Source organism: Brucella pseudintermedia, from assembly GCF_008932435.1.
Taxonomy (GTDB): domain Bacteria; phylum Pseudomonadota; class Alphaproteobacteria; order Rhizobiales; family Rhizobiaceae; genus Brucella; species Brucella pseudintermedia.
In genome coordinates, this window is record NZ_WBWE01000005.1 from 16,693 (window position 1) to 39,276 (window position 22,584).

Below are 22,584 nucleotides of genomic sequence, written 5' to 3' on the forward strand. Positions count from 1 at the left end.
ATGTTGATGGTGATTGGCAGACGACTGCTGCAATCTCTGGTCACGGTCTTTGCTGCAATAACGCTGATTTTCTTTCTGTTCAGCGTGATGCCCGGCACGTTTGTGTCGTCGCTTGCAGGCGACAAGCGTGACATTGACCCGGCGGTTGTGGAGCGTATCGAAAAGGAGCTGGGGCTGAAAGACCCTCTGCTGGACCGGTTCGGCAAATATATCACCGGCCTTGCAACTGGCGATCTTGGGAAGTCTTTCTCCACGCAGCGTCCCGTTGCGGCGATGTTGTCTGGCCGCATTGTCGCCTCGTTCAAGCTTGCCGTCGCCGCTATTTTCTTTGCCATCATCATTGGCTTGCCGCTCGGCTTTCTGGCTGCTGTAAGACAGGGAACCTGGCTGGATACGACAGCCATGATAACAGCGGTATCGGGCCTGTCGTTACCCGGCTTCTGGTTCGGCTTGCTGGCGATGTATTTCGTCTCGCTGAAACTGGGGCTCTTGCCTACTTTCGGTTATGGCAATGGCAGCCTAAAGAACCTGATATTGCCGGCTCTGGCGCTCGGCATTGCCCCGATGGCGCTATTGGCGCGCACGACCCGCGCAGCCGTTCTCGAGACCATGAATGCCGATTTTGTTCGCACGGCCAGATCGAAAGGCAATTCGGAACTCCGCATCGTGACCAGGCATATGGCGCGCAATGCATTCGTTTTGATCCTGACAACGATCGGCTTGCAGTTCGGCTCAATGCTTGGCGGATCGGTGGTTATCGAAAACCTGTTTGCCTGGCCGGGGATCGGTTCGCTGCTTACGCAGTCGGTCTCCATGCGCGACATTCCAACGGTGCAGGGGTGCATCCTTGTGATCGTGCTCTTCTTCCTCGTCATCAATACGCTCGTCGACATCGCCTATCTCGCGATTGATCCACGCATCCGATATCGGTGATCGCTTATGGAAAAGCGCCCTTTGCACTTATTCAGACATTTCGACCGGGACAGGCGGCATTCATGATACGCTCCAATCTTCTCATAGGGCTCACGATATTCGTGACCATCGTTCTGGTAGCAGTCTTCGCACCGTGGATCGCCCACTACGATCCGGTCTCCAATTCCAATCTCCTTTATGCCGAAGAAGCGCCAAGCGCGCAGTTCTGGTTCGGCACTGACGAGCAGGGCCGGGATATTTTTTCGCGCATCGTCTATGGCGCGCGCATTTCGCTGATGATCGGACTTGCCATCCAAATGATGAATACGTGTATCGGCGTATTGCTCGGACTCTCGGCGGGCTATATTGGCGGCTGGTGGGACGAGTTTGTCCAAGGCCTTACCAATTTGATGCTGTCAATTCCCACCATCGTCTTTGCACTGGCGCTGATGGCCGTGCTTGGACCGGGGCTTCTGAGCCTGTTGATAGCGCTGGGTCTCACCGATTGGGCCTATAGCTGCCGCATTTCACGTGCGCAGGTTCTCACCCAGAAATCACAGAATTACGTGCAGGCAGCGCGTACGCTCGGTTTCAACAAGCTTTACATCATGATGCGGGAAATTCTTCCCAATATCGGCGGCCCCCTGATCGTGGTGGCCACGATGGGCATCGGATCGGCAATCATGGCGGAAGCATCGCTGTCATTTCTGGGACTGGGTGTCGTTCCGCCGGCGCCGAGCTGGGGCGGCATGTTGGCGCGCGCCCGCGAGCAACTGATGGTGGCGCCATGGGTCGCGATTTTCCCGGGAATGGCGCTTTTCATTACCGTTCTCGGCTTCAACATGTTGGGAGACGGACTGCGCGACCTGCTCGATCCGCATGGGAGGTCAAAGCGCTGATGACCGACAATTCAATTTTGCAGGTCGATGACCTTTCAATCGCGTTGCGCGCAAGGGGCCGTACCTTCCCGGCAGTCAACGATCTGAATTTTTCCATCCGGTCCGGCGAAGTCTTTGGGCTGGTCGGGGAATCGGGCTGCGGCAAAAGCCTGTGCGCGCTGACGATCGCGGGATTGCTGCGCGAGCCGATGCACGTAACGCAGGGAAGAGTTCTCCTGGAAGGCCAAGATATCAGTCGTCTGCCCAACAAGGACCTGCGGCGATTGCGGGGTGATCGCGTCGCCATGATCTTTCAGGAACCGATGACGTCCCTTAATCCCCTGATGACGATCGGCGATCAGATCGGTGAAATGTTCGTGCTGCACAAGGGCATGAACCCGCGTCAGGCCCGCTCGAAAGCCATTGAGGCGCTGGAGCAGGTTCAGGTTCCAAGCCCGGAGCGGCGCATCAGGGATTATCCGCACCAGCTATCCGGAGGCATGCGCCAGCGGGTGATGATCGCCATTGCGCTGGCATGCGATCCGGCGCTGCTGATCGCCGACGAGCCGACCACCGCGCTGGACGTTACCATTCAGGCGGAGATCGTTGAATTGATCCTTGATCTGTGCATGGCACGCGGCACGGCGGTTCTCATGATCTCCCATGATCTGGGACTGGTGGCACGCATGTGCCATCGGGTTGCGGTCATGTATGCCGGCCATATTGTGGAACAGCGCCCTGCAAGTGAAATCTTCACTGACCCACGCCATCCCTACACACGGGGGCTCGTCGCGTCGCTACCGCGTCTGGGGCGGCGTCTGGCGGAAGGGCGTTCGCGTCTGACGGAGATCAAAGGCGTCGTTCCCGGCTTGATGGAACGCGACATCGGGTGCGGCTTTGCTTCGCGTTGTCCGCGGGTCAGCGATGCCTGTCGGACAGCCATGCCACCGCTCACATCCCTCGACGCAAGGGGATCGATTAGGTGTTTTCATCATGATTGAACTGAATTCCGATATGGCCCCTGCGGCTGGCCGCAATGAAGACCCCGCGGAAGTGCTGGCCATTCAGGACCTTTGCGTCCATTACTCGGTTCGCGAAAACTTTAGAAAAAAGACCCTGAAAGCGGTCAATGGAATCTCCTTGTCCATCAAAGCGGGCGAATGTCTGGGTTTGGTGGGGGAAAGCGGTTGCGGGAAATCTACTCTTGCAAGCGCAATCATGGGACTCGTTCCGGTCACGTCCGGTTCCGTTCATGTTATGGGTCACAATATGGCGGCGAATGTACGCAGTGACCCTCTGGCGCAAGCGCGCAACGTACAGATGGTGTTTCAGGACCCGTTTGCTTCATTGAATCCGCGCCGTACCGTGGGCGAGGCGCTTGCCGCTCCCCTACGCCTCCATGGCATGAAGGACAAAGCCGAGATTCACAAGCGCGTGGTCGACATGCTGGACAAGGTCGGCATGAAACCCGATGCGGCGAACCGCAGGCCCCATGAATTTTCCGGCGGTCAGCGACAACGCATCTGTATCGCGCGCGCCTTGATCGTACAGCCGAAACTTCTTGTGTGTGACGAACCTGTCTCTGCGCTCGACGTTTCCATCCGCGCCCAGATCATCAATCTGTTGCTGGAACTGAAAGATGAGCTGGGCATTGCGCTGTTGATGATTTCGCACGATCTGGGTGTCGTCGAACACATGAGCGACCGCATTGCCGTGATGTATCTTGGCCGTATCGTGGAAGAAGGCATCTGGAGCGATATCTTCACCAATCCGCTGCATCCCTATACGCAGGCATTGATCGCTTCGATACCCGATCCCCTGGCTCCAACCGCTGAAAAACATCGCATGCGTGGCGAGGCTCCCTCGCCTCTCAACCCACCGCAAGGCTGTGCCTTCAATCCTCGTTGCCCATCGGCACTCGTTCAGTGCCGCGCCGGCGATATTCCCGCTTTCACCAATTCACCGGGCAGTTCTTTCCACCGAGCCCGTTGTCACTTGTTAGAACAAGGCTAGGATAATGAGTCAAAATCCATTTTTGGTTGGAACGCTCGAACAGCCCACAATTGTCGTTCGTACCGGGCAAGACCAACAGAACCCGCATATCGGCTTGCTCACGATTGAGGAGTGGACCGTCAAATGCGCGGTAGGCCGCAATGGGTTGGTGGAGCCGCAGCTGAAACGTGAAGGTGACGGAAAAACACCCCGTGGCCGCTATCCCCTGCGTTATGGCTTTTACGATCCTTCCGTTTTCGGCGATGAGCCGCGCGGTTTCGATTTCCCCTTTTTGCCCAAGCCTGAAAATTATCGCTGGGTGGAAGATCCAGACAATCCCTTCTACAACCAGCTGGTTTTTGAGACCGACGAAACCCAGGCCTCCCGTCGGGGCGAGCGGCTTTTCGATCTGATCATCCCTGTCGGCTGGAACGATGCCTTGCCTGACGCACGCGGCGGTTCTGCCATTTTCATGCATGCGGCCCGCCCCGATTTTAGCGGTACATCAGGCTGTGTCGTCGTAGCCCACGAACATCTGATGGAACTGGCGCGCCGGGTCCGCCCCGGCATGGTTATCGATATCGCGTCGGTCGACGGGCCGCCAACGACACTCGCACCGCTGGTGACAACGCCGCCCACCGCTGTGGAGACTGTTACGTTCCATGGCCTGAAGCCCGGTCCGCGCCTTATTGTGACCGGTTCGGTGCATGGCGACGAGCCGTGCGGCCCTTACGCGATCACACGTCTGATCCATGAGTTTCGCAGCGGACAAAGGAGCCTCGAATGCGGCACGGTGACCTTTGTGCCAGTCGTGAATGGACTTGCCTTTCGTAACAATACCCGCTTCGGCGACCGGAATTTCAACCGCAATCTTTCCGAAAGCGCTATCCCCCAGGATAACGAAGACCGCGTGGCCAATATCATCTGCCCGTTGCTACGCGCCCATGATGTGCTGATCGATCTTCATTCCTTCAGCTCGGAAGGTCCGCCGCTTGCTCTGATTGGCCCCCGCAACAATAACGGAACGCTCGAACCTTTCGCGCATCAGGAGGCCGAAGAAAAGCTCGCCAAGGCGCTTGGCCTTCCGATCATTATCCACGGTTGGCTGCCAGCGCACGAAAAGGCGCTTGAGCAAAAACGGAAAGCTGGCGTAACCGAAGGGCTGTCATCCCTGCATGCCATCGGCACCACTGAATATATGCGGTTTGCGGGAGGCTACGGCGTGACTGTCGAATGCGGTCAGCATCTCGATCCCAACGGGCCTCAAGTCGGTTATGATTGTGTCGTCAACGGAATGGCCTCGCTCGGCCTGATTTCCGCGCAGCCAGCCGCGGCGGACCCGTCACGGGTGCTTGAAATCAGCGATGCTATTCTGGCGGATCACGAAGATGACCGCTTGCTCAAGCAGTTCGCGGCTGGCGAAAAAGTTGAAAAAGGGGAGGTCATCGGGAGACGCGCCGACGGCAGCGATATCGTGATGCCATATTCCGGAGCCGTGCTTTTTGCCGGAATAACGGCGCCGGTGCACACAGAACTATGCTTTTTGTGCAAGCCCAGTGACCGTCTGTCTGCTCCCGCATAATAGCGAGAGCAACCACCGCGCCAGGCGGATGACCGCCTGCCGTTAATCCGCGTCCGAAAGTCCCGATCCGGTTACTTCGCGGCGCTTTGCGACGGTTGTAGATGAAACATGCAGATTGCCCGACAGAACTTTCTTGCGGCGGGTCGAGATAGGTGTGGGAGACAAAACGAGTTGTCTCCCAGCAATTGCCCGGCCGCCAATATTTCCATACCAGGAAACATCAGGACTGATGTATGTGGTTAGAACAAAGATAGGAAAGCTTCACTCCAAATCCATCGGCAGCACATCGGCCGGGATGTTCTGATAGCTGACAGGGCGCAGAAAGCGGCGGATGGACATGGTTCCGACGCTGGTTGCGCCGAAATTGGTGCTGGCCGGGTAAGGGCCGCTATGGACCATCGAATCGACCACTTCCACGCCGGTCGGGAAACCATTGGCCAAAACGCGTCCGGCCTTGCGCTCCAGAACCGGCAGGAGCTGGCGGGCTGAAGCGGCATCGCCCTTGTCCATATGCAAAGTTGCCGTCAGCTGGCCCTGAAGTCCCTTGGCCAGATGCACCATGTCGTCGACCGACTTGACGCGGACGACAACCCCGAGCGGGCCGAAAACTTCCTCTCCGATCGTGTGATCGCCAAGAAAGGCTTCGCCGGTTGTCTCATAGAGATTGGGCGAGGCTTCGCGGCCCTTGCTTTCGGTGGTCAGCACGGGCTTGACGGAGTTGCGGCTGTCGAAATGCGCCTTGCCGTCCCGATAGGCCTTGGCAATGCCATCGGTCAGCATGACCTGCGGCGCGACCTTTTCCAAAGCGCTGCGGGTGGACTGCACAAAGCTGTCGGCGTCCGACCCGTCGACAACCACGGCGATGCCCGGATTGGTGCAGAACTGACCGGCACCCATGGTCAAGGACGCCGCCCAGCCTTCACCGAGCGAAGAGGCGCGGGCCTTCGTGGCTTCCGGCAGCAGGAACATCGGATTGACCGAGCCAAGCTCGCCGAAGAACGGGATCGGTTCGGGGCGCTGTGCGCACAGATCGAACAGGGCGCGGCCACCGCCAAGCGAGCCGGTAAAGCCGACAGCCTTGATCAGCGGATGCGTGACCAGCGCTTCGCCGACCTTGCGGTCGCCACCCTGAATGAGGCTGAACACGCCCTTCGGCATACCCGTCCTGGCGATGGCGGCATGAATGGCTTCGGCAACGATCTCGCCGGTTCCCGGATGGGCGGAATGACCTTTCACAACCACCGGGCAGCCTGCGGCAAGGGCGGCTGCCGTGTCGCCGCCAGCGGTCGAGAAAGCCAGTGGAAAATTGGAGGCCCCGAAAACGGCAACCGGACCAATCGGACGCTGCATCAGCCGGATTTCCGGACGTGGCGCTGGCTTTCGGTCCGGCAGGGCCTCATCAACGCGGCGATCCAGATAGTCGCCCTTGCGGATATGACTGGCGAAAAGGCGAAGCTGTCCGGTGGTGCGTCCACGCTCGCCTTCAAGACGGCCTGCCGGCAAGCCGGTTTCCTGCGTGCCGATTTCCGTGATGGCGGCAGCGCGCGCTTCGATTTCGTCGGCGATTGCCTCAAGGAACCGGGCGCGTTCTTCGCGGCTCGTATAACCATAAGTCCAGAATGCATCTTCTGCCGCTTCGCAGGCGCGCGCTACCAGAGCGGGCGTGCCGACAGCAAATGCATGGGATGGACCGCTGGCAGGTGTCGAGGCAAATGTCGCCTCACCCGCCACCCATTCACCAGCGATCAGATGACATCCGTGGGGCTTAAAAATCATTGTCATTTCCATTTCTGATCAATTCACAAACCATAATATGTGTTTGGTGACAGACGTCAATACATCATATGACTGTCACATGCGGTCTTGTTCTGCGCAGTCAGAATTGCTACACGATTGAAGCACAACCAAGGAAAGCTTGCGGTGACGAACAAAGACAAGGACACATCCCGCTCAACCGGTAATCTTGTCGCCAAGGTGAGTGAACAGCTGCGGCGATCCATACAGTCGGGCGAAATAACGCCCGGGACGAAGTTGCCCAGCGAAGCACGACTTACCGAATCTTTTGGCGTCAGCCGCACCGTCATTCGCGAGGCAATCGCCGCGTTGCGGGCTGACCGGCTGGTGGAGGCAAGACAAGGCGCGGGCGTCTTTGTACTCGAACCCCAGCCTCCAGAAACCGCCCCCTTCCAAAACCTTGATTATGAGCGCATTTCTTCCGTCATAGAACTGCTGGAACTGCGAACTGGCGTGGAAGTTGAAGCTGCGGGACTTGCCGCCTTGCGTCGTTCGCCGCAACAGGAAGAAGCTATCATCAATTGTCACAAGCAGGTTCTGGCCTGCCTCGAATCCGGTCAATCCACCAGTGAGGCGGATTTTGCCCTGCATCTTGCCATTGCAGACGCCGCCAACAATCCGCGTTTCCGCGAGTTCCTGGCAATGATCGGCAGCGGCGTCATTCCCCGCGCCGCGCTCCAGACCGGCACGGATACTAGTCCCGGTGATTATATCGCCCATTTGCACAGAGAACACGCGCAGATCATAGAAGCCATATTCAACGGCGACGAAAACGGTGCGCGCGAGGCGATGCGCCGCCATTTGAAGGGGAGCCAGACCCGCTATCGTGCCATCCTGCAGAGGACACACGATAACTTATAATATAAGTTGTTGACACTTATCATCTGACTAGGCTAGGTCCAATGTGTAATTTTCCAGAAGGGATCGACACATGGAACCGCAACTGATCAAACAGAAACTGGGCGCTGGCCTGCTCTCGTTTCCAGTCACGCATTTTGATGGAGAGGGGCGCTTTGCGCCTGAAAGCTACAAAGCGCATGTCGAATGGCTTTCGGGTTTCGACGCGCCTGTGCTGTTCGCAGCGGGAGGCACGGGTGAATTTTTCTCTTTGAGACCCGACGAAATTCCAGCAATCGTTGCGGCCGCCAAAGAGGCCGCGGGCGGCAGCGATACGGCCATCGTTTCTGGTTGCGGCTATGGCACCGAGATTGCCATCCAGATCGCGAAATCGGCAGAAAAGGCTGGGGCGGATGGAATTTTGCTTCTGCCCCATTATCTGATCGATGCCCCGCAGGAAGGGCTTTATGAGCATATCAAGCGGGTCTGCCAGTCAATCGGTATTGGCGTCATGGTCTATAACCGTGACAATTCGGTTCTTCAGGCCGACACGCTGGCGCGCCTGTGCGATGCCTGCCCCAATCTGGTCGGTTTCAAGGATGGTGTTGGCGACATCGGTCTGGTTCGCCAGATTACCGCAAAAATGGGCGACCGCCTGACCTATCTCGGCGGTATGCCAACGGCAGAACTCTTCGCGGAAGCTTATCTCGGCGCGGGCTTCACCACCTATTCCTCGGCGGTTTTCAACTTTGTTCCGGGGCTGGCTGTGGAGTTCTACAGGGCATTGCGAGCAGGCGAACGCGCAAGCTGCGAGCGTATCCTCAATGAGTTCTTCTATCCGTTCATGGCGATCCGCAGCCGCCGTAAGGGCTATGCTGTTGCCGCAGTCAAGGCTGGCGTGCGCCTGCAGGGCTTTGCGGCCGGTCCGGTTCGCGCTCCCCTTTCCGACTTGACGAGAGAAGAAGAAGGCATGCTTGAAGCTCTTATTGGCAAACATGCCCGCAAGCAGGCGGCCTGACGCCTTAAACTGAAAACAAGAAGCCGCAGTTTATATCTGCGGCTTCTTGATGCCTTCACGTCAGGGAGGCGACCATTTCCTTGAGACGCGTGCAGGCTTTGACGAGTTCTGCTTCCGAAGCCGCAATCGACAGGCGGATGAAGCCCGGGGCTCCAAAGGCAATACCGGGAACACTGGAAACGCCGAAATCATTCAGCAGATATCCTGCTACGTCAGTATCGGTTTGAAGCACACTGCCTGCACCGGTTTTGCGACCGAAAAGCCTTTCAACGCCGATGAAAGCGTAAAAAGCGCCATCGGGCTTGAGGAAGTCAATATCCGTAATCTGCGTCAGATGATCGGCCACCAGATCCGCACGGCGGCTGAAGGTTTTTGCGGCCTGCGCCACATAGGCCTGATCACCGTCAAGGGCTGCCTGCGCCGCCGCCTGCGCGATAGAGCAAACGGAGGTCACGCTTTGCGATTGCATCTTGTTGATGGCGGCAACAAGCGCTTTGGGGCCTGCGGCATAGCCGACGCGCCAGCCCGTCATGGCATAGGCTTTGGAGACGCCGTTGACAATGAGCGTGCGGTCGCGAAGCTGCGGACATGCGGTCCCGAAAGAGATGAAAGGCACCTCGCTTAACAGGACATGCTCATAGATTTCATCGGAGAGGATGAGAATGCGCTCGTGCTTCTCCAGAATCTTCGCCAGTTGCGCATATTCATCCTCACTATAAACGGCGCCTGTCGGATTGGATGGAGAATTGAGCATCAACCAGCGCGATTTGGGCGTAATTGCCGCCGCAAGCTGGCTCGCGGTCAGTTTGAAACCGCTGTCCGGTCCGCATGGCACGAAGACCGGCTTGCCGCCATGCAATGCCACAATATCCGCGTAGGATACCCAGCATGGCGTGGGGATAATCACTTCATCCCCTTCTTCCAGCGTTGCCAGAAACGTATCGAACAATATCTGCTTGGCGCCGTTGGCGACGGTCAGTTCATCAATGCTGTATTCAAGCTGGTTGTCGCGGCTGAACTTGGCAATGATGGCCTTGCGAAGCGACTCCGTGCCAGCGGCGGCACCATAACGCACGCTGCCAGCTTTCACCGCCGCATGGACGGCATCCAGAACATGTGCGGGCGGTTCAAAATCAGGTTCACCCAGAGAAAGATCAACAATGTCTCGGCCCTCGGCGCGCAGTTTCCGGGCGGCCATGGCGACGGCCATGCTGGGGGATGCCTTGATGCCCGATGATCGACGATTTTCGTACTGCATGGGAATACTCTTTATTCGTGCAACAAAAGAAGCCGCCCACGTGGGACGGCTCACGTGGGGCGGCTTGCAGGGATGTTCAGGATTATCCATTCACGACATAGTCAAAATCCCGGTCGCGTTTGACGGCTTCCGCATCTCGCTTGTCGAGCGGGCCGTAACCGCCACCTCCGGGCAGTTGAAGGATAAGCCTGCGACCGGCAGGAACATGCTGGCGTCCCTTGGCGTTCAGCACCGTACCGTCGTCGAGAAGGACCGCGCCAGCGGCTCCGTTCTCTCCCCCTTCGCGCCCACGTGGCGGGTGCTTGATGCGGTCGAACATTGCGTTGAAATAAATCTCGTGCCCTTCGGTTGGAGCGATTTCCACCACCTGACCGAGACCGCCGCGGAACTGACCGGCACCACCTGAACCATCGCGCAGTTCCTTGCGCCAGAAAATGACCGGCCCGACATGCTCGGTTGCCTCAATCGACATTGAATGCACGCCGCTCGGGAAAGCCGTGGCGCTCAATCCGTCCAGGTGCGAGCGCGCGCCGGTGCCGCCGCTGTTGAACAGCAGCACTTCCGCACGCTGGCCGCCATCCCTCGGCGCATCCTTGCCGGTGAGCGGACGTGCGCTGACATGCAGGTTCCAAAGCGCACCGGAACCTTCGGCAGGCACTTTTCCCGGCAGCATTTTGTGGACCGCACCGAGCACCGCATCGGGCACAAGGTGGCCGAGCACGTGGCGCACCGAAACGGGAGCCGGACGCTGCGCATTGAGGATGCAGTCTTTCGGCGCAGTCACCTTGAACGGCAGCAATGAGGCATGGTTATTGGGAATTTCCGGTGCGAGCGAGCATTTCAGGCCATAGCAGGCATAGGCGGCTGAATAGATCAACGGACAGTTGATGCCCTTCGGGCTCGGTGCCGATGTACCGGCGAAATCCGCCAGAATATGATCGGCATGCACGTCTATCCGCACGGCAATGTCGATTGGATCGCCGTAGCCATCCACGCGCATCACGTTGGAATAGGTGCCGTGCGGCAGGCTGGCCAGGCGTTCAAGCGTCGCATCATAGCTGCGCTTGAAGATGAAATCGGCCAGGCCTTCCAGATCATCGAGCTGGAATTCATCCATCATGTCCATCAGGCGGCGATGACCGATTTCATTGCAGGCTGCGAGCGAATAGACGTCGCCGACGACCTGATGGCTTTCGCGCACATTGTTTCGCAGTATATTGACCAGGTCCTTGTTGACCACACCGCGCTCGGCAAACTTCATGATCGGCACGAAAATGCCTTCTTCATAAACCTCGTTCGCATCTGGGCCGAAGCCGCGCCCGCCAACATCGACCACATGGGCCGTGCAGGCAAAGAAGCCAGTCAGCTTGCCCTTGCGGAAGCTGGGCGACACCACCGTGAAGTCATGCAGGTGGCCCGTGCCTTTCCATGGGTCGTTGGTGATATAGACATCGCCCTCGTAGATGTTTTCGCGGCCTATGTCGTTGATGAAGTGGCCGACCGCTTCCGCCATGGCATTGACGTGGCCGGGGGTACCGGTCACGGCCTGCGCGATCATGAGGCCTGCGCGGTTAAAGACGCCTGCGGAAAGGTCGCCGGATTCACGCACGCTGGTGCTGAAGGCGGTGCGGATGAGTGTGACGGCCTGTTCCTCGACAACGGAAATCAGGCGGTTCCACGTGATCTGCATGTGAACGTCGGAAATGGGTTTCTTTGTCATGTGAGACGGCTCCTCAGAGCATTTCCCGCAAAAGTGTGAAACGGTTTTGCGTTGGATAATGCGATAAAACAAATAGTTAGAGCGGTTCCGGCCATTCTGTCAGAACAGGAACCGCTCTAGGCGGCCTTGGCGCGTAGCAGCAGGCATCCATCGGCCTGCATGATCGCTTCGCGGCTGGAGGTGACAACGGTCGAGGTTTCGCGTTCGGTGATGATGGCGGGGCCAGCAATCCACTCGCCCGGCTTCATGGTCTCGCGCTCGACGATCGAGGCTTCGAGGAAGCGTTCTTCGAGAACATCGAATACCTGACGCGTGGCGGATATGGCGGCTCGCGCCTGTTTCTGGACCGGCTTTGCGGGGGTTGGGGCAGCGGCGTCTGCGCTTGCACGCAAGGACCAGCTGACGATCTCGACGTCGAGATCATCGATCACGCGTCCGAAGAAGCGCTCATAGCATTCGTCAAAGAGCGTGCGGAACAGCGTCGCATCCGCATCGCTGTAATCGCGGACTTCAATCGTAACCGGCACTTCCCAGCCTTGTCCGGCATAGCGCATGTAAGCGGTGCATTCGAGCGTCGGGCTGGCATCAGGCGCGCCTGATCGAACGAAGGAGGTTGCTTCCTCAACCAGTTCCCTGATGACCGCATTGATGGCCTTGCCTTCAAAGCGGCTCAGGCGGCTATAGGCACTGCGTACCGATTCAAAGCCGAAGGGCGCACGCAGGAAACCGATGGCCGAACCGACACCGGCTCCGGGCGGAATGAGAAGATCGGTCACGCCGAGTTTTTCACACAGGCGCGCTGCGTGAACCGGAGCGGCACCGCCGAAGGCGATCATGGTGAATTCCGACAGTTCCTTACCGTTTTCAACCGCATGCATGCGTGCGGCATTGCTCATGTTCTCATCCACCACTTCGCTTAGACCATAGGCGGAAGTGGCAATGTCGGAACCGAGCTTGGAGCCGATATCGGCGTCCATCGCTTTTTCCGATGCGGAGCGCGAGAGTTGCATCGTGCCGCCCGCAAATGTATCGGGATCGAGACGGCCCAGAATGACATCGGCGTCGGTAACGGTTGGATGAATGCCGCCGCGGTCATAGCAGGCGGGGCCGGGTTCCGATCCCGCGCTATGCGGTCCGACGCGGATCTGGCGCATGGAATCGACGGTTGCAATTGACCCGCCCCCTGCCCCGATCTCGACCATTTCGATCACCGGAATGGAGATCGGCATGCCGCTTCCCTTCTTGAAGCGATAGGTACGCGCCACTTCAAAGGTTTTGGAGGTTTTGGGCATCTGCTGCTCGATAAGGCAGATTTTTGCGGTCGTGCCGCCCATATCGTAAGAGACAACCTGATCGAGCTTGTGATTGGCGGCAATGTGAGCCGCGAAGATCGCGCCGCCGGCGGGACCGGATTCAAGCAGGCGAACGGGAAATTCGATGGCGCTTTCAATGCTGATGATACCGCCGCCCGAATGGATCATGAAGACGGGCGCGACAAGGCCCTCTTCGCGCAGTCGCCCCACAAGACGATTGAGATAAGACGCCATCAGCGGCTTGACATAGGCATTGGCGCAGACGGTGTTGAACCGCTGGAATTCGCGCATCTGCGGCGAGACTTCAGAGGAAATCGATACGGACAGACCGGGCTTTTTGGCGAGAATACGCTCGCGGAAGCGGCGCTCATGCTCACCGTTGAGATAGGAATGGATGAAACCGACGGCGACGCTTTCATAGCCTTCGGCAATGATGCGGTCGCAAAGCGCATCGACTTCCTTTTCATCAAGCGGCTTCAAAACCTCGCCACGGGCACCGATGCGTTCGTTGACAACCAGCCGGTCGTTGCGCGCAACAAGCGGCGCGGGCAGCACAATATCGAGATCATATTGCTCGAAGCGGCTTTCCGTGCGCATTTCGATCACATCGCGAAAACCTTTGGTTGTCACCAGGGCGGTTTTCGCACCGCGCCGCTCGATCAGTGCATTGGTGGCAAGCGTCGTTCCGTGAATGACAGTATCGATCTGATCAAGCTTGACCCCGGCTTTGTCAGCCACTTCCCGAATGCCCTTGACGATGGCATTTTCGGGAAATGCGTAATCCGTCAGCACCTTGGTTGAATGAAGGGTGGAACCCACTTCCATTGCCACGTCGGTAAAGGTTCCGCCGATATCGACACCCACCCTGATCAGTTTGCCATCTATCGTCATTTTCTGCTTAACTCCCAGAAAGATATCCCCGAAAGGGACGAATACGTTGTGTTCTGTCACGGCTCAGGCTCGGGCACGTGTTTATCGGTTCCCGCAAAAGGCCTTGCGGGTTCATGTCATTGATCGTTGGAGACTTTGGATGTTCCGGTGCGTTTCACACACACCGGGAAACCTTATGTGTTGGCGTTATTGCTTGCCGGTGAAATCCACCCCTTCAAGCGTGGTTGGCAGCTTTGGACGGTCGACGCCGATCCACTTTTTATAGAGCGTATCCAGCGAACCATCTGCGTTGTGGCGCGTCACGAAATCATTGAGAAAGTCGAGCATGGCCTGATCGCCCTTGCGCACCGCCATGGCCTGGATATTGTCCGCAGCCTTGTACTTGCGAACATATTTGTCGCCATTGCCGGTGTTCTGGATCACAAGGCCATAGGTGAGGCTTCCGAGGATCGCATCGACCTGGCCCGACAGAAGCGCCTGCACGGTGGTGGCGTCGTCGTCAAAGCCCTTGATTTTTGTGCCCGTGGGGGCGGCCTTCTTGAGGATCGGCTCGAACGCGCTGCCGCGATTGACACCGATCGTGTAATTGACGAGATCCTCGTTGCTGTTGATCTCGGCGTCCTTTTTGCCCCAGACCGTGATGTCATTGGCCGAATAGGGAAGCACGAACTGGATGACCTTTGCGCGTTCGGGCGTAATCGTCATCGACGGCACCAGAAAATCGACCATGCCATTGGTCAGCAGCGGAATGCGGTTTTGCCCTGTCACGCGCTCGAACTTGACCTCGACGCCCAGCTCCTTGGCAATGAGGTTGGCCACATCTATGTCAAAGCCACCATTCTTGCCGTTCTCATCGATGTAGCCCCATGGAAACTGATCCATCTGCACGCCGATGACGGCCACGCCCTTGGCCTTGATTTCCTCCGGGCTCGCCGCTTGCGCCGTAGCGACAGACAAGGCCGATGCAACGAGACTGGTTGCAAGGCTGAGTGCGATCGCGGAACTCTTGAAAACTGCGTTGATCATGTTCTTACCTCTGGTTTGTTTTATCGTTGATTAGCGTGAAGCGTTCAGCCGCTTCTCGATCCGGGCGCTGTAATAAGTGAGCGGCACGCAGATGACGAAATAGATGAGCCCAACGGTGCCGTAGACCTTCATCGGCTCAAAAGTGATATTGGCCATCAGCTGTCCTGAACGGGTGAGTTCAGTCAGCCCGAGCAGCGCGGCCAGCGCCGTTCCCTTGATCAAATTGACCAGAAAGCCGATTGTCGCCGGAAGACCGATACGAAAGGCTTGCGGCAGCACGACATCCTTCATGCGATGGAAATAACCGATACCGAGCGCGCGGGCGGCTTCGTCCTGCCCGGTGGGAACAGCCTGAATGCTGCCGCGCCAGATTTCTCCCAGAAAAGCACTGGCATGCAGCGACAGGCCGATGATCAGCGCCACCCAGATGTCAACCCGAATACCCAGGATGGGCAGGCCGAAATAAACGAAGAACAGCTGGATCAGCAGCGGTGTACCCTGAAAAATCTGGATATAGGTCGCCATCAGATAGCGCAGCCATCTTTTCGTGGCCGTGCGTCCCAGCGCTACGACCAGACCGCCCAGTCCCCCGAAAGTGAAGGCAAGGATGGAGAGAATGACGGTCCATTTTGCACCGTCGAGAATGAAGAGAAATTCGGAGAAACCAAAACTGCGTATCATCTTGGGACCTCACTTCGACGGGTAGGAAAAATAGGTCCTGCCGATGATTTGCAGAACGATCGAGAAGAATTGCGACAAGGCGAGGTAGATGACGCCGAGCACGAAATAGATTTCAAAGCTGCGGAAGGTTTCTGAATCAATCATCTGCCCGACATAGGTCAGTTCTTCCGCGGAGATTGACGCCACAAGGCTTGAATTGAGCATCATCAGGATGAACTGGCTGCAAAGCGCGGGATAAACAGCGCGTATGGCCGGGCGGAAGATGATGAACCGGTAGATGTCGAAGGTATGAAGCCCGAGCGCCTTGCCAGCTTCGATTTGACCTGCCTTGATCGATTCCACGCCACCGCGCACGATTTCCGCCGCATAAGCCGCGCAATTGAGCGTCATGGCCAGAATGGCCGCCTGTTCAGCGGAAAGAGTTACGCCCAGCGAGGGCATACCGAAGAAGATGAAAAACAATTGCACCAGAAACGGTGTGTTGCGGATCAGCTCGATATAGCCGAAGGCCGTGAGCGAGATCGCCCGCACTGAACTCATCCGCATCAGCATGAAGACAATGCCCAGCGCCAGGCCCAGGACCATGGAAATGGATGAAATCTTGAGCGTCTGGATCGCACCGTTGAGAAGCGCGGGCCAGGCTGCCAGAACCGGCCCCATGTCGAATGTGTATTGCATCAGATTATTCTCCCATTCGCGGCCATTTCCCCTTTTTTTAGTGGTTCAGTATCTGGCCCAAAAATGCCTTGGCGCGCTCATGCCTTGGATTGCCGAAGAAGTCCGCCGGTGGCGCGCTTTCAATGATTTCGCCACGATCCATGAAGATGACGCGATGAGCGACCGCGCGCGCAAACCCCATTTCATGGGTCACGCAGATCATGGTGATGCCGTCGTCAGCGAGACTGATCATTGTGTCCAGCACTTCCTTGACCATTTCCGGATCAAGTGCCGAAGTCGGCTCATCGAACAGCATGATCTTTGGCCCCATGCAAAGGGCCCGCGCAATGGCAACGCGTTGTTGCTGACCGCCGGAGAGTTGTGCCGGATATTTTTCGGCCTGCTCGGCAATATGAACACGCTTGAGGAAATGCATCGCCTTTTCCCGGGCTTCGGCAAGCGAGTTCTTGTGCACGCGGCGTGGCGCCAACATGCAATTTTCCAGCACTGTCATGTGCGGAAACAGGTTGAACTGCTGAAACACCATGCCAACGTCGCGGCGAATATGATCGACATTCGCACCGGTATGACCCAGGCGAGTACCGTTTACATCGATAATGCCGTCCTGAATTTCTTCCAGATAATTGATGCAGCGGATCAGTGTCGACTTGCCCGAGCCGGATGGACCGCACAGCACGATATGCTCACCGCGGTCGACCTCCAAATTGATATTCTTGAGAACATGGAGCTGGCCATACCATTTGTTGACCGCATTCATCGTGATGGCTTTATCAGACATCTCATTCTCGCTTCGTCTAAATTTGCAGAAGGAAGCCGGCGCTCAGGGCTGGACTTCAAAAATGGCGTCGACTTCGACGGCAAAACCGCGCGGCAGGGAGCCTGCGCCCAGGGCCGTGCGGGCATGACGTCCCTTCTCCCCAAGCACCTCGACCAGAAGATCGGATGCGCCGTCGATGACTGCGGGATGATCCTTGAAGTCAGGCACGGCATTCACGAACCCGCGCACCTGCAGACAGGCTGAAATTCGATCAAGGTCACCATCAAGGGCCGAGGCCGCCCGCGCCAGCAAATTGAGCGCACACACACGCGCTGCCTGATAGGCTTCTTCGATATCCATGGTGCTGCCGACCAATCCGAGATAGCAGTCAACCCCATCGACCCGCGGCACCTGACCAGAGATATACAACGTATGGCCACTCAGCCTATACGGTACATAGGTGCCACTGGGCGCTCCTATCTCGGGCAGGATAAGGCCTAATTCCTTCAGCCTGGCTGAAACCAGTCCCATTTTGTTTCCCCTTATGCTTGGCCGAACGCACGTATGCCCGGAAAGCAGACGTCTCGCTCAACCGCTTTGAGAGCACGCGTTCCAATCACCCGGTCCATGAGGGTGGAGATCGGGCCCGAGCGCTTGATCAACGCGCCTCCCTACCGACATCCCCAGAGATTCTTAAAGTGATATTATGACTTTGCTCTTTGTTATGATGATAGGTTTGCTAAAATATTATCACTTGTCAAGACGGATATTCTGGAGAGAGCGCAACTGGAACCCAGCCATAAGAATACCGTTTAATTCTGATTTTTCTGCTGGTTAAGGGTGGTTTGGACAAGATAAGCGGCGGATGGGGACGAAAAAATTTTATATGAGAGGGACCGCATATAATGGCCCAGCCGCGGGCGAGGAAAGAATTTCGAGGTTGCCGGGATAGGCCAAAACCTAGGCGAATTCTGAATCTGTGAGCCTTAAGATAATATCTCTATATAAGTGATAGTATCTTGTAATTCCTTTCCCGCCATCGTATCAATGAGGGACAACCTAATCGGCCAATGGGACCTGACCGACATTGAAAACCCTTACCGCACGGACGATTGAAAATCTTAAGACCTTCATTCGCGATGGCGACTTTAAGACCGGGACGAAGCTGCCTACGCTGGTGGAACTCGGTGAAACGCTGGGCGTCAGCCGCACGGTCATCCGCGAAGCCATTGCCGAACTTCGCTCTGACGGTCTGCTGGAAGTGAAGCACGGCGTTGGAGTATTCGTCCGCGATTTCGAAAGGCTGCATTTTTCGGGCAACGATGTTTCACCGCTTGAGCCTTTGGCGCGGCTGTCGCTGCCGTTCATGGATCTGCTGGAATTGCGCATGGCCTTTGAGGTTCACGCTGCGGGATTGGCTGCGCAGCGACGCTCCTGGGCGCAAGAGGCCAATATGTGGGAAGCGCTCAAAAAATTCGAGTCGTCCGTTGACGATGAGGCGGCACTCGACGAGATGGATTATATCTTTCACCGTTCGATCGCCGAGGCGACCAACAATCAGGCCTTTATCGAGTTCTTCAGCGTCATGAGCCTGAAAATCCTGCCGCAACCCGCATTTTCGAGCGATCTCAATCCTGCATTGATTACGCCCGATTATATTCGCAACAGTGTGACTGAACATCGTGCGATCTGCGAAGCCATCAGTGCGGGGAACGCAGATGCCGCGCGCGACGCCATGCAGGCCCACCTCACCCGCAGCCACCAGCGCTATCGCGGTTTCAACGGCAGCATGGGATCTCCTCTCAGCAATGTGACGGAGCGTTGAACCCAACCACGATGAAGGCATTGATCCGAGGAACGAAACTCGCATTGCCAGCCTTCAGAGGTCTCACTCGGGCATGAAATGCGCCACTCTGGAGCCTCATATACCGTTTTTATAGTGCGTTGATAATCATTGATTTTTTAAGGCCTGTTAAACCTAAAATACCGTTAGGTTTTTCTCGTGCGACGGTCGCGAAAGGGCCTTGAAGAGGAGCTGTAAGGCGCGTTGCATGGCGAATCTTCAGATGCCTGCAAGGCCCGTTTGATAATCTCGAGGCTACCCCGATTTGGTTAAGAAATCCACCCCTGAAAGCGCGAAGCGCGATAAGCAGTACAGACGAAAGCATGCATTCCCAGTAAAGCGTCGTCGTTCAAACGGCGGAGCTTTATAGGAATGAAGAGCTTTACAGGGATGAAACCCTGCTGGAAACCCCGCTCCCTGTTGGAGGCTCCTCCCCGCGCCAAGCGCCCCCGGCCCCCATTGACGAGCCCCATCACGGCCATCTCCGGCATGATCCATGATCATGCCGCTATCCGCTTCGCGCAAGCGAGCGGCGGGGACGATGTTCGCTCTCTTCGCGACTTGTGGGCCAGAGGCGGAGCGTCCTGAACGCTTCGCATCCATGGCGGGCAATGCGGATCTGGACCGGTGAAGACGCAAAGCTATCTTCCGGCCCGACCGGCTTCCATGAAAGCATTATTCTCCGCATCCGGCGCAACCTCAGAACCGCTTCGTATCATTTCGGCTTCGCAATGACCGCGGCGGGACCGACTACCGGAGAATCGGTCCTCGACATATCTTCCACCGAAAAGCGGCCTCATTCCCGTGTGGAAACGGACTCTTCGTGATTGAAATTTCGAGCCCGTTTAGGGCCTGCAAATATAGACCGCCGTCTAAAATGCTTAAAAGCTCATAAAAACAAAGAGATAACGAAATTGGTGCCGAATCGATAAAATTTCGCTTAATTTTAATGTCGGCGCTAACCCTTTGTTAATTTGGCTGCCCCTTGCGATAGAATAAGAATCGGACATAATGACGGTATTTAGGCGGTATCAGTTCCAATGCCGTCACTAGGGACACCAAGCAAATGAATATCGCAAATCCGGCAGCAGCCTTGTCGTTTGACGACATGATATTATCGCAAGGGCGCGAGATTTCTCGCAAGCTCAATCTGCTGCGTCACGAAAACTTTCCGCCGGATGCGCGCAAGAACATGCTGCGCCAGTTTTCGATGGCCGAGGCCGCCTATTTTCTCGGCGTCTCCCCCAGCAATCTCAAGAAGCTACATCTTGAAGGCAAGGGAGTCGAGCCGACTATTCTGACAGGTGGTCGCCGCGCTTATAGTGTCGAGCAGATTCAGGAACTGCGCCAGTGGCTGGACCAGAATGGCCGCGCTGAGGTGAAGCGCTACGTTCCGCATCGTCGCGGCAATGAAAAGCTTCAGGTTATCGGCGTCGTCAACTTCAAGGGCGGCTCCGGCAAAACCACGACGGCTGCGCACCTGGCGCAACATATGGCCCTGACCGGCCATCGCGTCCTTGCCATCGATCTCGATCCGCAGGCTTCGCTTTCCGCCCTGCACGGCATTCAGCCGGAACTCGATGAATTTCCCTCGCTCTATGAGGCTATTCGTTACGACTCCGAAAGGAAGCCTATTCGCGAGGTTATCCGGCGGACGAATTTCCCCGGCCTCGACATTATTCCCGCAATGCTCGAGCTGCAGGAATATGAGTATGATACCCCGCTTGCCATGCAGAATGGCGGCGAGGGCAAGACGTTCTGGAACAGGATCGCGCAGGCCCTTGCCGATGTGGATGCCGACTATGATGTGGTGGTCATCGACTGCCCTCCCCAACTCGGCTATCTGACGCTGACGGCGCTTTCGGCTGCGACCTCGGTACTGATTACCGTTCATCCGCAAATGCTCGACCTGATGTCCATGTCGCAGTTCCTTTTGATGCTCGGCGATATTCTGAAGACGGTTCGTCAGGCCGGCGGCGCGGTGCAGCTCGACTGGTTCCGCTATCTGATCACGCGTTACGAACCGACCGACGTGCCGCAGGCGCAGATGGTCGGCTTCATGCAGAGCATGCTCGCCTCGCATATGCTCAAGCACCAGATGCTGAAATCGACAGCGATTTCCGATGCCGGGCTTACCAAGCAGACGCTTTACGAGGTCGAGCGCTCATCGATGAACCGTGGCACCTATGATCGCGCCATGGAAGCCATGGAAGCAGTCAATTCTGAAATTCGCGGCCTCGTTCATGAGGCATGGGGGCGTTAGACTGCCGTCTAAAACGGCGAATAGTGAATAAAATCAGGTCTCTGACCGGTTTGAGGATTTGGGAATGGCACGAAAGAACATATTCGAAAGCGTTATGCGCGACGAACCGGCTGCTGAACAGGGTTCGCAGCCGGTCGATAACGTATCGCGCCGGTTCGGTGCCGCTAAATCCCTGTCCGCCTCGATAGACGAACTGGCGAAGCAGGCAGCGCAGAAGCTCGACGGAGAAGCCATTGTCGAGCTTGATCCGGCGCAGCTGGACGTTTCCTTCGTCGCCGACCGCCTGCCGGAAGCGCATGACGAAGAATATCAGGAGCTTCTGCAAGCCATTCGCGAGCGCGGGCAGGACAGCCCTATTCTGGTTCGTCCGCATCCGCAGACCAGCGGCCGCTATATGATCGTTTTCGGCCATCGCCGCGCGGGGGTGGCCAGGGAACTGGGCATCAAGGTCAAGGCGGTTATCAAGCCCCTCGCCGATCTGGAACATATTCTGAGCCAGGGCCAGGAAAACTCCGCCCGCGCCAATCTGAGCTTCATCGAGCGTGTTTTCTTTGCGGCGCGTCTTGAAGCGCTCGGCTTCGAACGGGAAGCCATACAGGCGGCATTGACGGTCGATTATCAAACCCTGTCGAAGATGCTGACCATTCCAAAGGCCGTTCCCGAGCATATTCTTCTGGCAATCGGCCCGGCCAAGGGCATCGGTCGTGACCGCTGGCTGGAACTGCGCAAGCTGATCGAAATGCCGGGCAAGAAAGATGCTGCGGAAGAGCTTATCGCGACTTCCGCCTTTGAAAACGCGTCGTCTGTCGATCGTTTCGAGCAGCTCTACGGCTATCTGAAAGGCGGAAGGCCGAAGAAGCCTGTCACCAAGGCCGCTTCACGTCCCGGCGCCAGCTGGACGGCTCCGGACAAGACCGTCAGTGCTGTTATCAAACAGAATGGCAAATCGGCTACATTGGCGCTTGGTGCTGCCAACGGGCCTCGTTTTGCCGATTGGCTTTCTCGCAATCTGGATGCGCTCTACGCATCATTCCAGAGCGAGGAGAAGTAAGTAGCGTACAGGCCGGAGCGTTTGCAGCGGTCTGATTGTGTAAGGCATGTCTCCCGGAAACGGGACTGGTTCAGGATCAGGACATGCTTG

At 57.0% G+C, this 22,584-nt stretch carries 20 protein-coding genes; 10 read left to right on the forward strand and 10 right to left on the reverse strand.

The annotated features are described in order from the left end of the window. The 5 genes from F9K78_RS07840 to F9K78_RS07860 all read left to right on the forward strand — a co-directional run bounded on the left by F9K78_RS07840 (window position 1) and on the right by F9K78_RS07860 (window position 5,364). Window positions 1–933: an ABC transporter permease gene (locus tag F9K78_RS07840; protein WP_121986736.1), complete on the forward strand. Its 933-nt coding sequence runs from the start codon at window positions 1–3 to the stop codon at window positions 931–933. Window positions 934–995: 62 nt separating this feature from the next. Continuing rightward, window positions 996–1,811, forward strand: a complete 816-nt coding sequence (locus tag F9K78_RS07845; RefSeq protein WP_112584943.1) for an ABC transporter permease — start codon at window positions 996–998, stop codon at window positions 1,809–1,811. Then, complete coding sequence (locus F9K78_RS07850) at window positions 1,811–2,791, forward strand: ABC transporter ATP-binding protein (protein WP_121986735.1); 981 nt, start codon at window positions 1,811–1,813, stop codon at window positions 2,789–2,791. Before F9K78_RS07845 ends, F9K78_RS07850 begins: the two co-directional genes overlap by 1 nt. Next, entirely contained in the window at window positions 2,784–3,803 is a 1,020-nt protein-coding gene (locus F9K78_RS07855; protein ID WP_235925392.1) for an ABC transporter ATP-binding protein, read from the forward strand. Before F9K78_RS07850 ends, F9K78_RS07855 begins: the two co-directional genes overlap by 8 nt. A gap of 4 nt (window positions 3,804–3,807) precedes the next feature. Further along, entirely contained in the window at window positions 3,808–5,364 is a 1,557-nt protein-coding gene (locus F9K78_RS07860) for a L,D-transpeptidase family protein (protein ID WP_121986734.1), read from the forward strand. A gap of 42 nt (window positions 5,365–5,406) precedes the next feature. On the opposite strand, the gene F9K78_RS22210 is transcribed toward F9K78_RS07860, so the two are convergent. Both F9K78_RS22210 and F9K78_RS07865 read right to left on the reverse strand, forming a co-directional pair. Then, complete coding sequence (locus F9K78_RS22210) at window positions 5,407–5,529, reverse strand: hypothetical protein (protein WP_259698327.1); 123 nt, start codon at window positions 5,527–5,529, stop codon at window positions 5,407–5,409. Window positions 5,530–5,625: 96 nt separating this feature from the next. Next, on the reverse strand, window positions 5,626–7,140 hold the full coding sequence (locus F9K78_RS07865) for an aldehyde dehydrogenase (NADP(+)) (protein ID WP_121986733.1): 1,515 nt from the start codon (window positions 7,138–7,140) through the stop codon (window positions 5,626–5,628). 144 nt (window positions 7,141–7,284) lie between these two features. On the opposite strand from F9K78_RS07865, the gene F9K78_RS07870 reads away from it, so the two are divergent. After that, window positions 7,285–8,019 (forward strand): FadR/GntR family transcriptional regulator, encoded by a 735-nt coding sequence (locus tag F9K78_RS07870; protein ID WP_121980845.1) that lies wholly within the window; start codon window positions 7,285–7,287, stop codon window positions 8,017–8,019. 70 nt (window positions 8,020–8,089) lie between these two features. Beyond that, a complete protein-coding gene (kdgD, locus tag F9K78_RS07875) occupies window positions 8,090–9,013 on the forward strand; it encodes a 5-dehydro-4-deoxyglucarate dehydratase (protein WP_151682122.1) in 924 nt (307 codons plus the stop codon). A gap of 55 nt (window positions 9,014–9,068) precedes the next feature. On the opposite strand, the gene F9K78_RS07880 is transcribed toward kdgD, so the two are convergent. The 8 genes from F9K78_RS07880 to F9K78_RS07915 form a co-directional block, all read right to left on the reverse strand. Next, entirely contained in the window at window positions 9,069–10,271 is a 1,203-nt protein-coding gene (locus tag F9K78_RS07880; RefSeq protein WP_121986731.1) for a pyridoxal phosphate-dependent aminotransferase, read from the reverse strand. 82 nt (window positions 10,272–10,353) lie between these two features. Next, the gene (locus F9K78_RS07885; RefSeq protein ID WP_121986730.1) at window positions 10,354–11,991 is read right to left on the reverse strand and encodes a hydantoinase B/oxoprolinase family protein; all 1,638 of its coding nucleotides are present in this window, start codon (window positions 11,989–11,991) and stop codon (window positions 10,354–10,356) included. Between the two features lie 116 nt (window positions 11,992–12,107). After that, complete coding sequence (locus tag F9K78_RS07890; protein ID WP_121986729.1) at window positions 12,108–14,195, reverse strand: hydantoinase/oxoprolinase family protein; 2,088 nt, start codon at window positions 14,193–14,195, stop codon at window positions 12,108–12,110. 186 nt (window positions 14,196–14,381) lie between these two features. After that, window positions 14,382–15,221, reverse strand: a complete 840-nt coding sequence (locus tag F9K78_RS07895) for a transporter substrate-binding domain-containing protein (RefSeq protein WP_121986728.1) — start codon at window positions 15,219–15,221, stop codon at window positions 14,382–14,384. A gap of 30 nt (window positions 15,222–15,251) precedes the next feature. Continuing rightward, entirely contained in the window at window positions 15,252–15,902 is a 651-nt protein-coding gene (locus tag F9K78_RS07900) for an amino acid ABC transporter permease (protein ID WP_121986727.1), read from the reverse strand. 9 nt (window positions 15,903–15,911) lie between these two features. Next, entirely contained in the window at window positions 15,912–16,580 is a 669-nt protein-coding gene (locus F9K78_RS07905; RefSeq protein ID WP_121980852.1) for an amino acid ABC transporter permease, read from the reverse strand. A gap of 37 nt (window positions 16,581–16,617) precedes the next feature. After that, window positions 16,618–17,358, reverse strand: a complete 741-nt coding sequence (locus tag F9K78_RS07910; RefSeq protein WP_121986726.1) for an amino acid ABC transporter ATP-binding protein — start codon at window positions 17,356–17,358, stop codon at window positions 16,618–16,620. A gap of 42 nt (window positions 17,359–17,400) precedes the next feature. Next, a complete protein-coding gene (locus F9K78_RS07915; RefSeq protein WP_121986725.1) occupies window positions 17,401–17,868 on the reverse strand; it encodes a RidA family protein in 468 nt (155 codons plus the stop codon). 556 nt (window positions 17,869–18,424) lie between these two features. On the opposite strand from F9K78_RS07915, the gene F9K78_RS07920 reads away from it, so the two are divergent. From F9K78_RS07920 to repB, 3 genes are all read left to right on the forward strand, one after another. After that, the gene (locus F9K78_RS07920; RefSeq protein WP_121986724.1) at window positions 18,425–19,162 is read left to right on the forward strand and encodes a FadR/GntR family transcriptional regulator; all 738 of its coding nucleotides are present in this window, start codon (window positions 18,425–18,427) and stop codon (window positions 19,160–19,162) included. Window positions 19,163–20,246: 1,084 nt separating this feature from the next. Continuing rightward, the gene (gene repA / locus F9K78_RS07925) at window positions 20,247–21,443 is read left to right on the forward strand and encodes a plasmid partitioning protein RepA (RefSeq protein ID WP_121986721.1); all 1,197 of its coding nucleotides are present in this window, start codon (window positions 20,247–20,249) and stop codon (window positions 21,441–21,443) included. A gap of 64 nt (window positions 21,444–21,507) precedes the next feature. Further along, the gene (gene repB, locus F9K78_RS07930; RefSeq protein ID WP_121986720.1) at window positions 21,508–22,494 is read left to right on the forward strand and encodes a plasmid partitioning protein RepB; all 987 of its coding nucleotides are present in this window, start codon (window positions 21,508–21,510) and stop codon (window positions 22,492–22,494) included. Window positions 22,495–22,584: the final 90 nt, after the last annotated feature.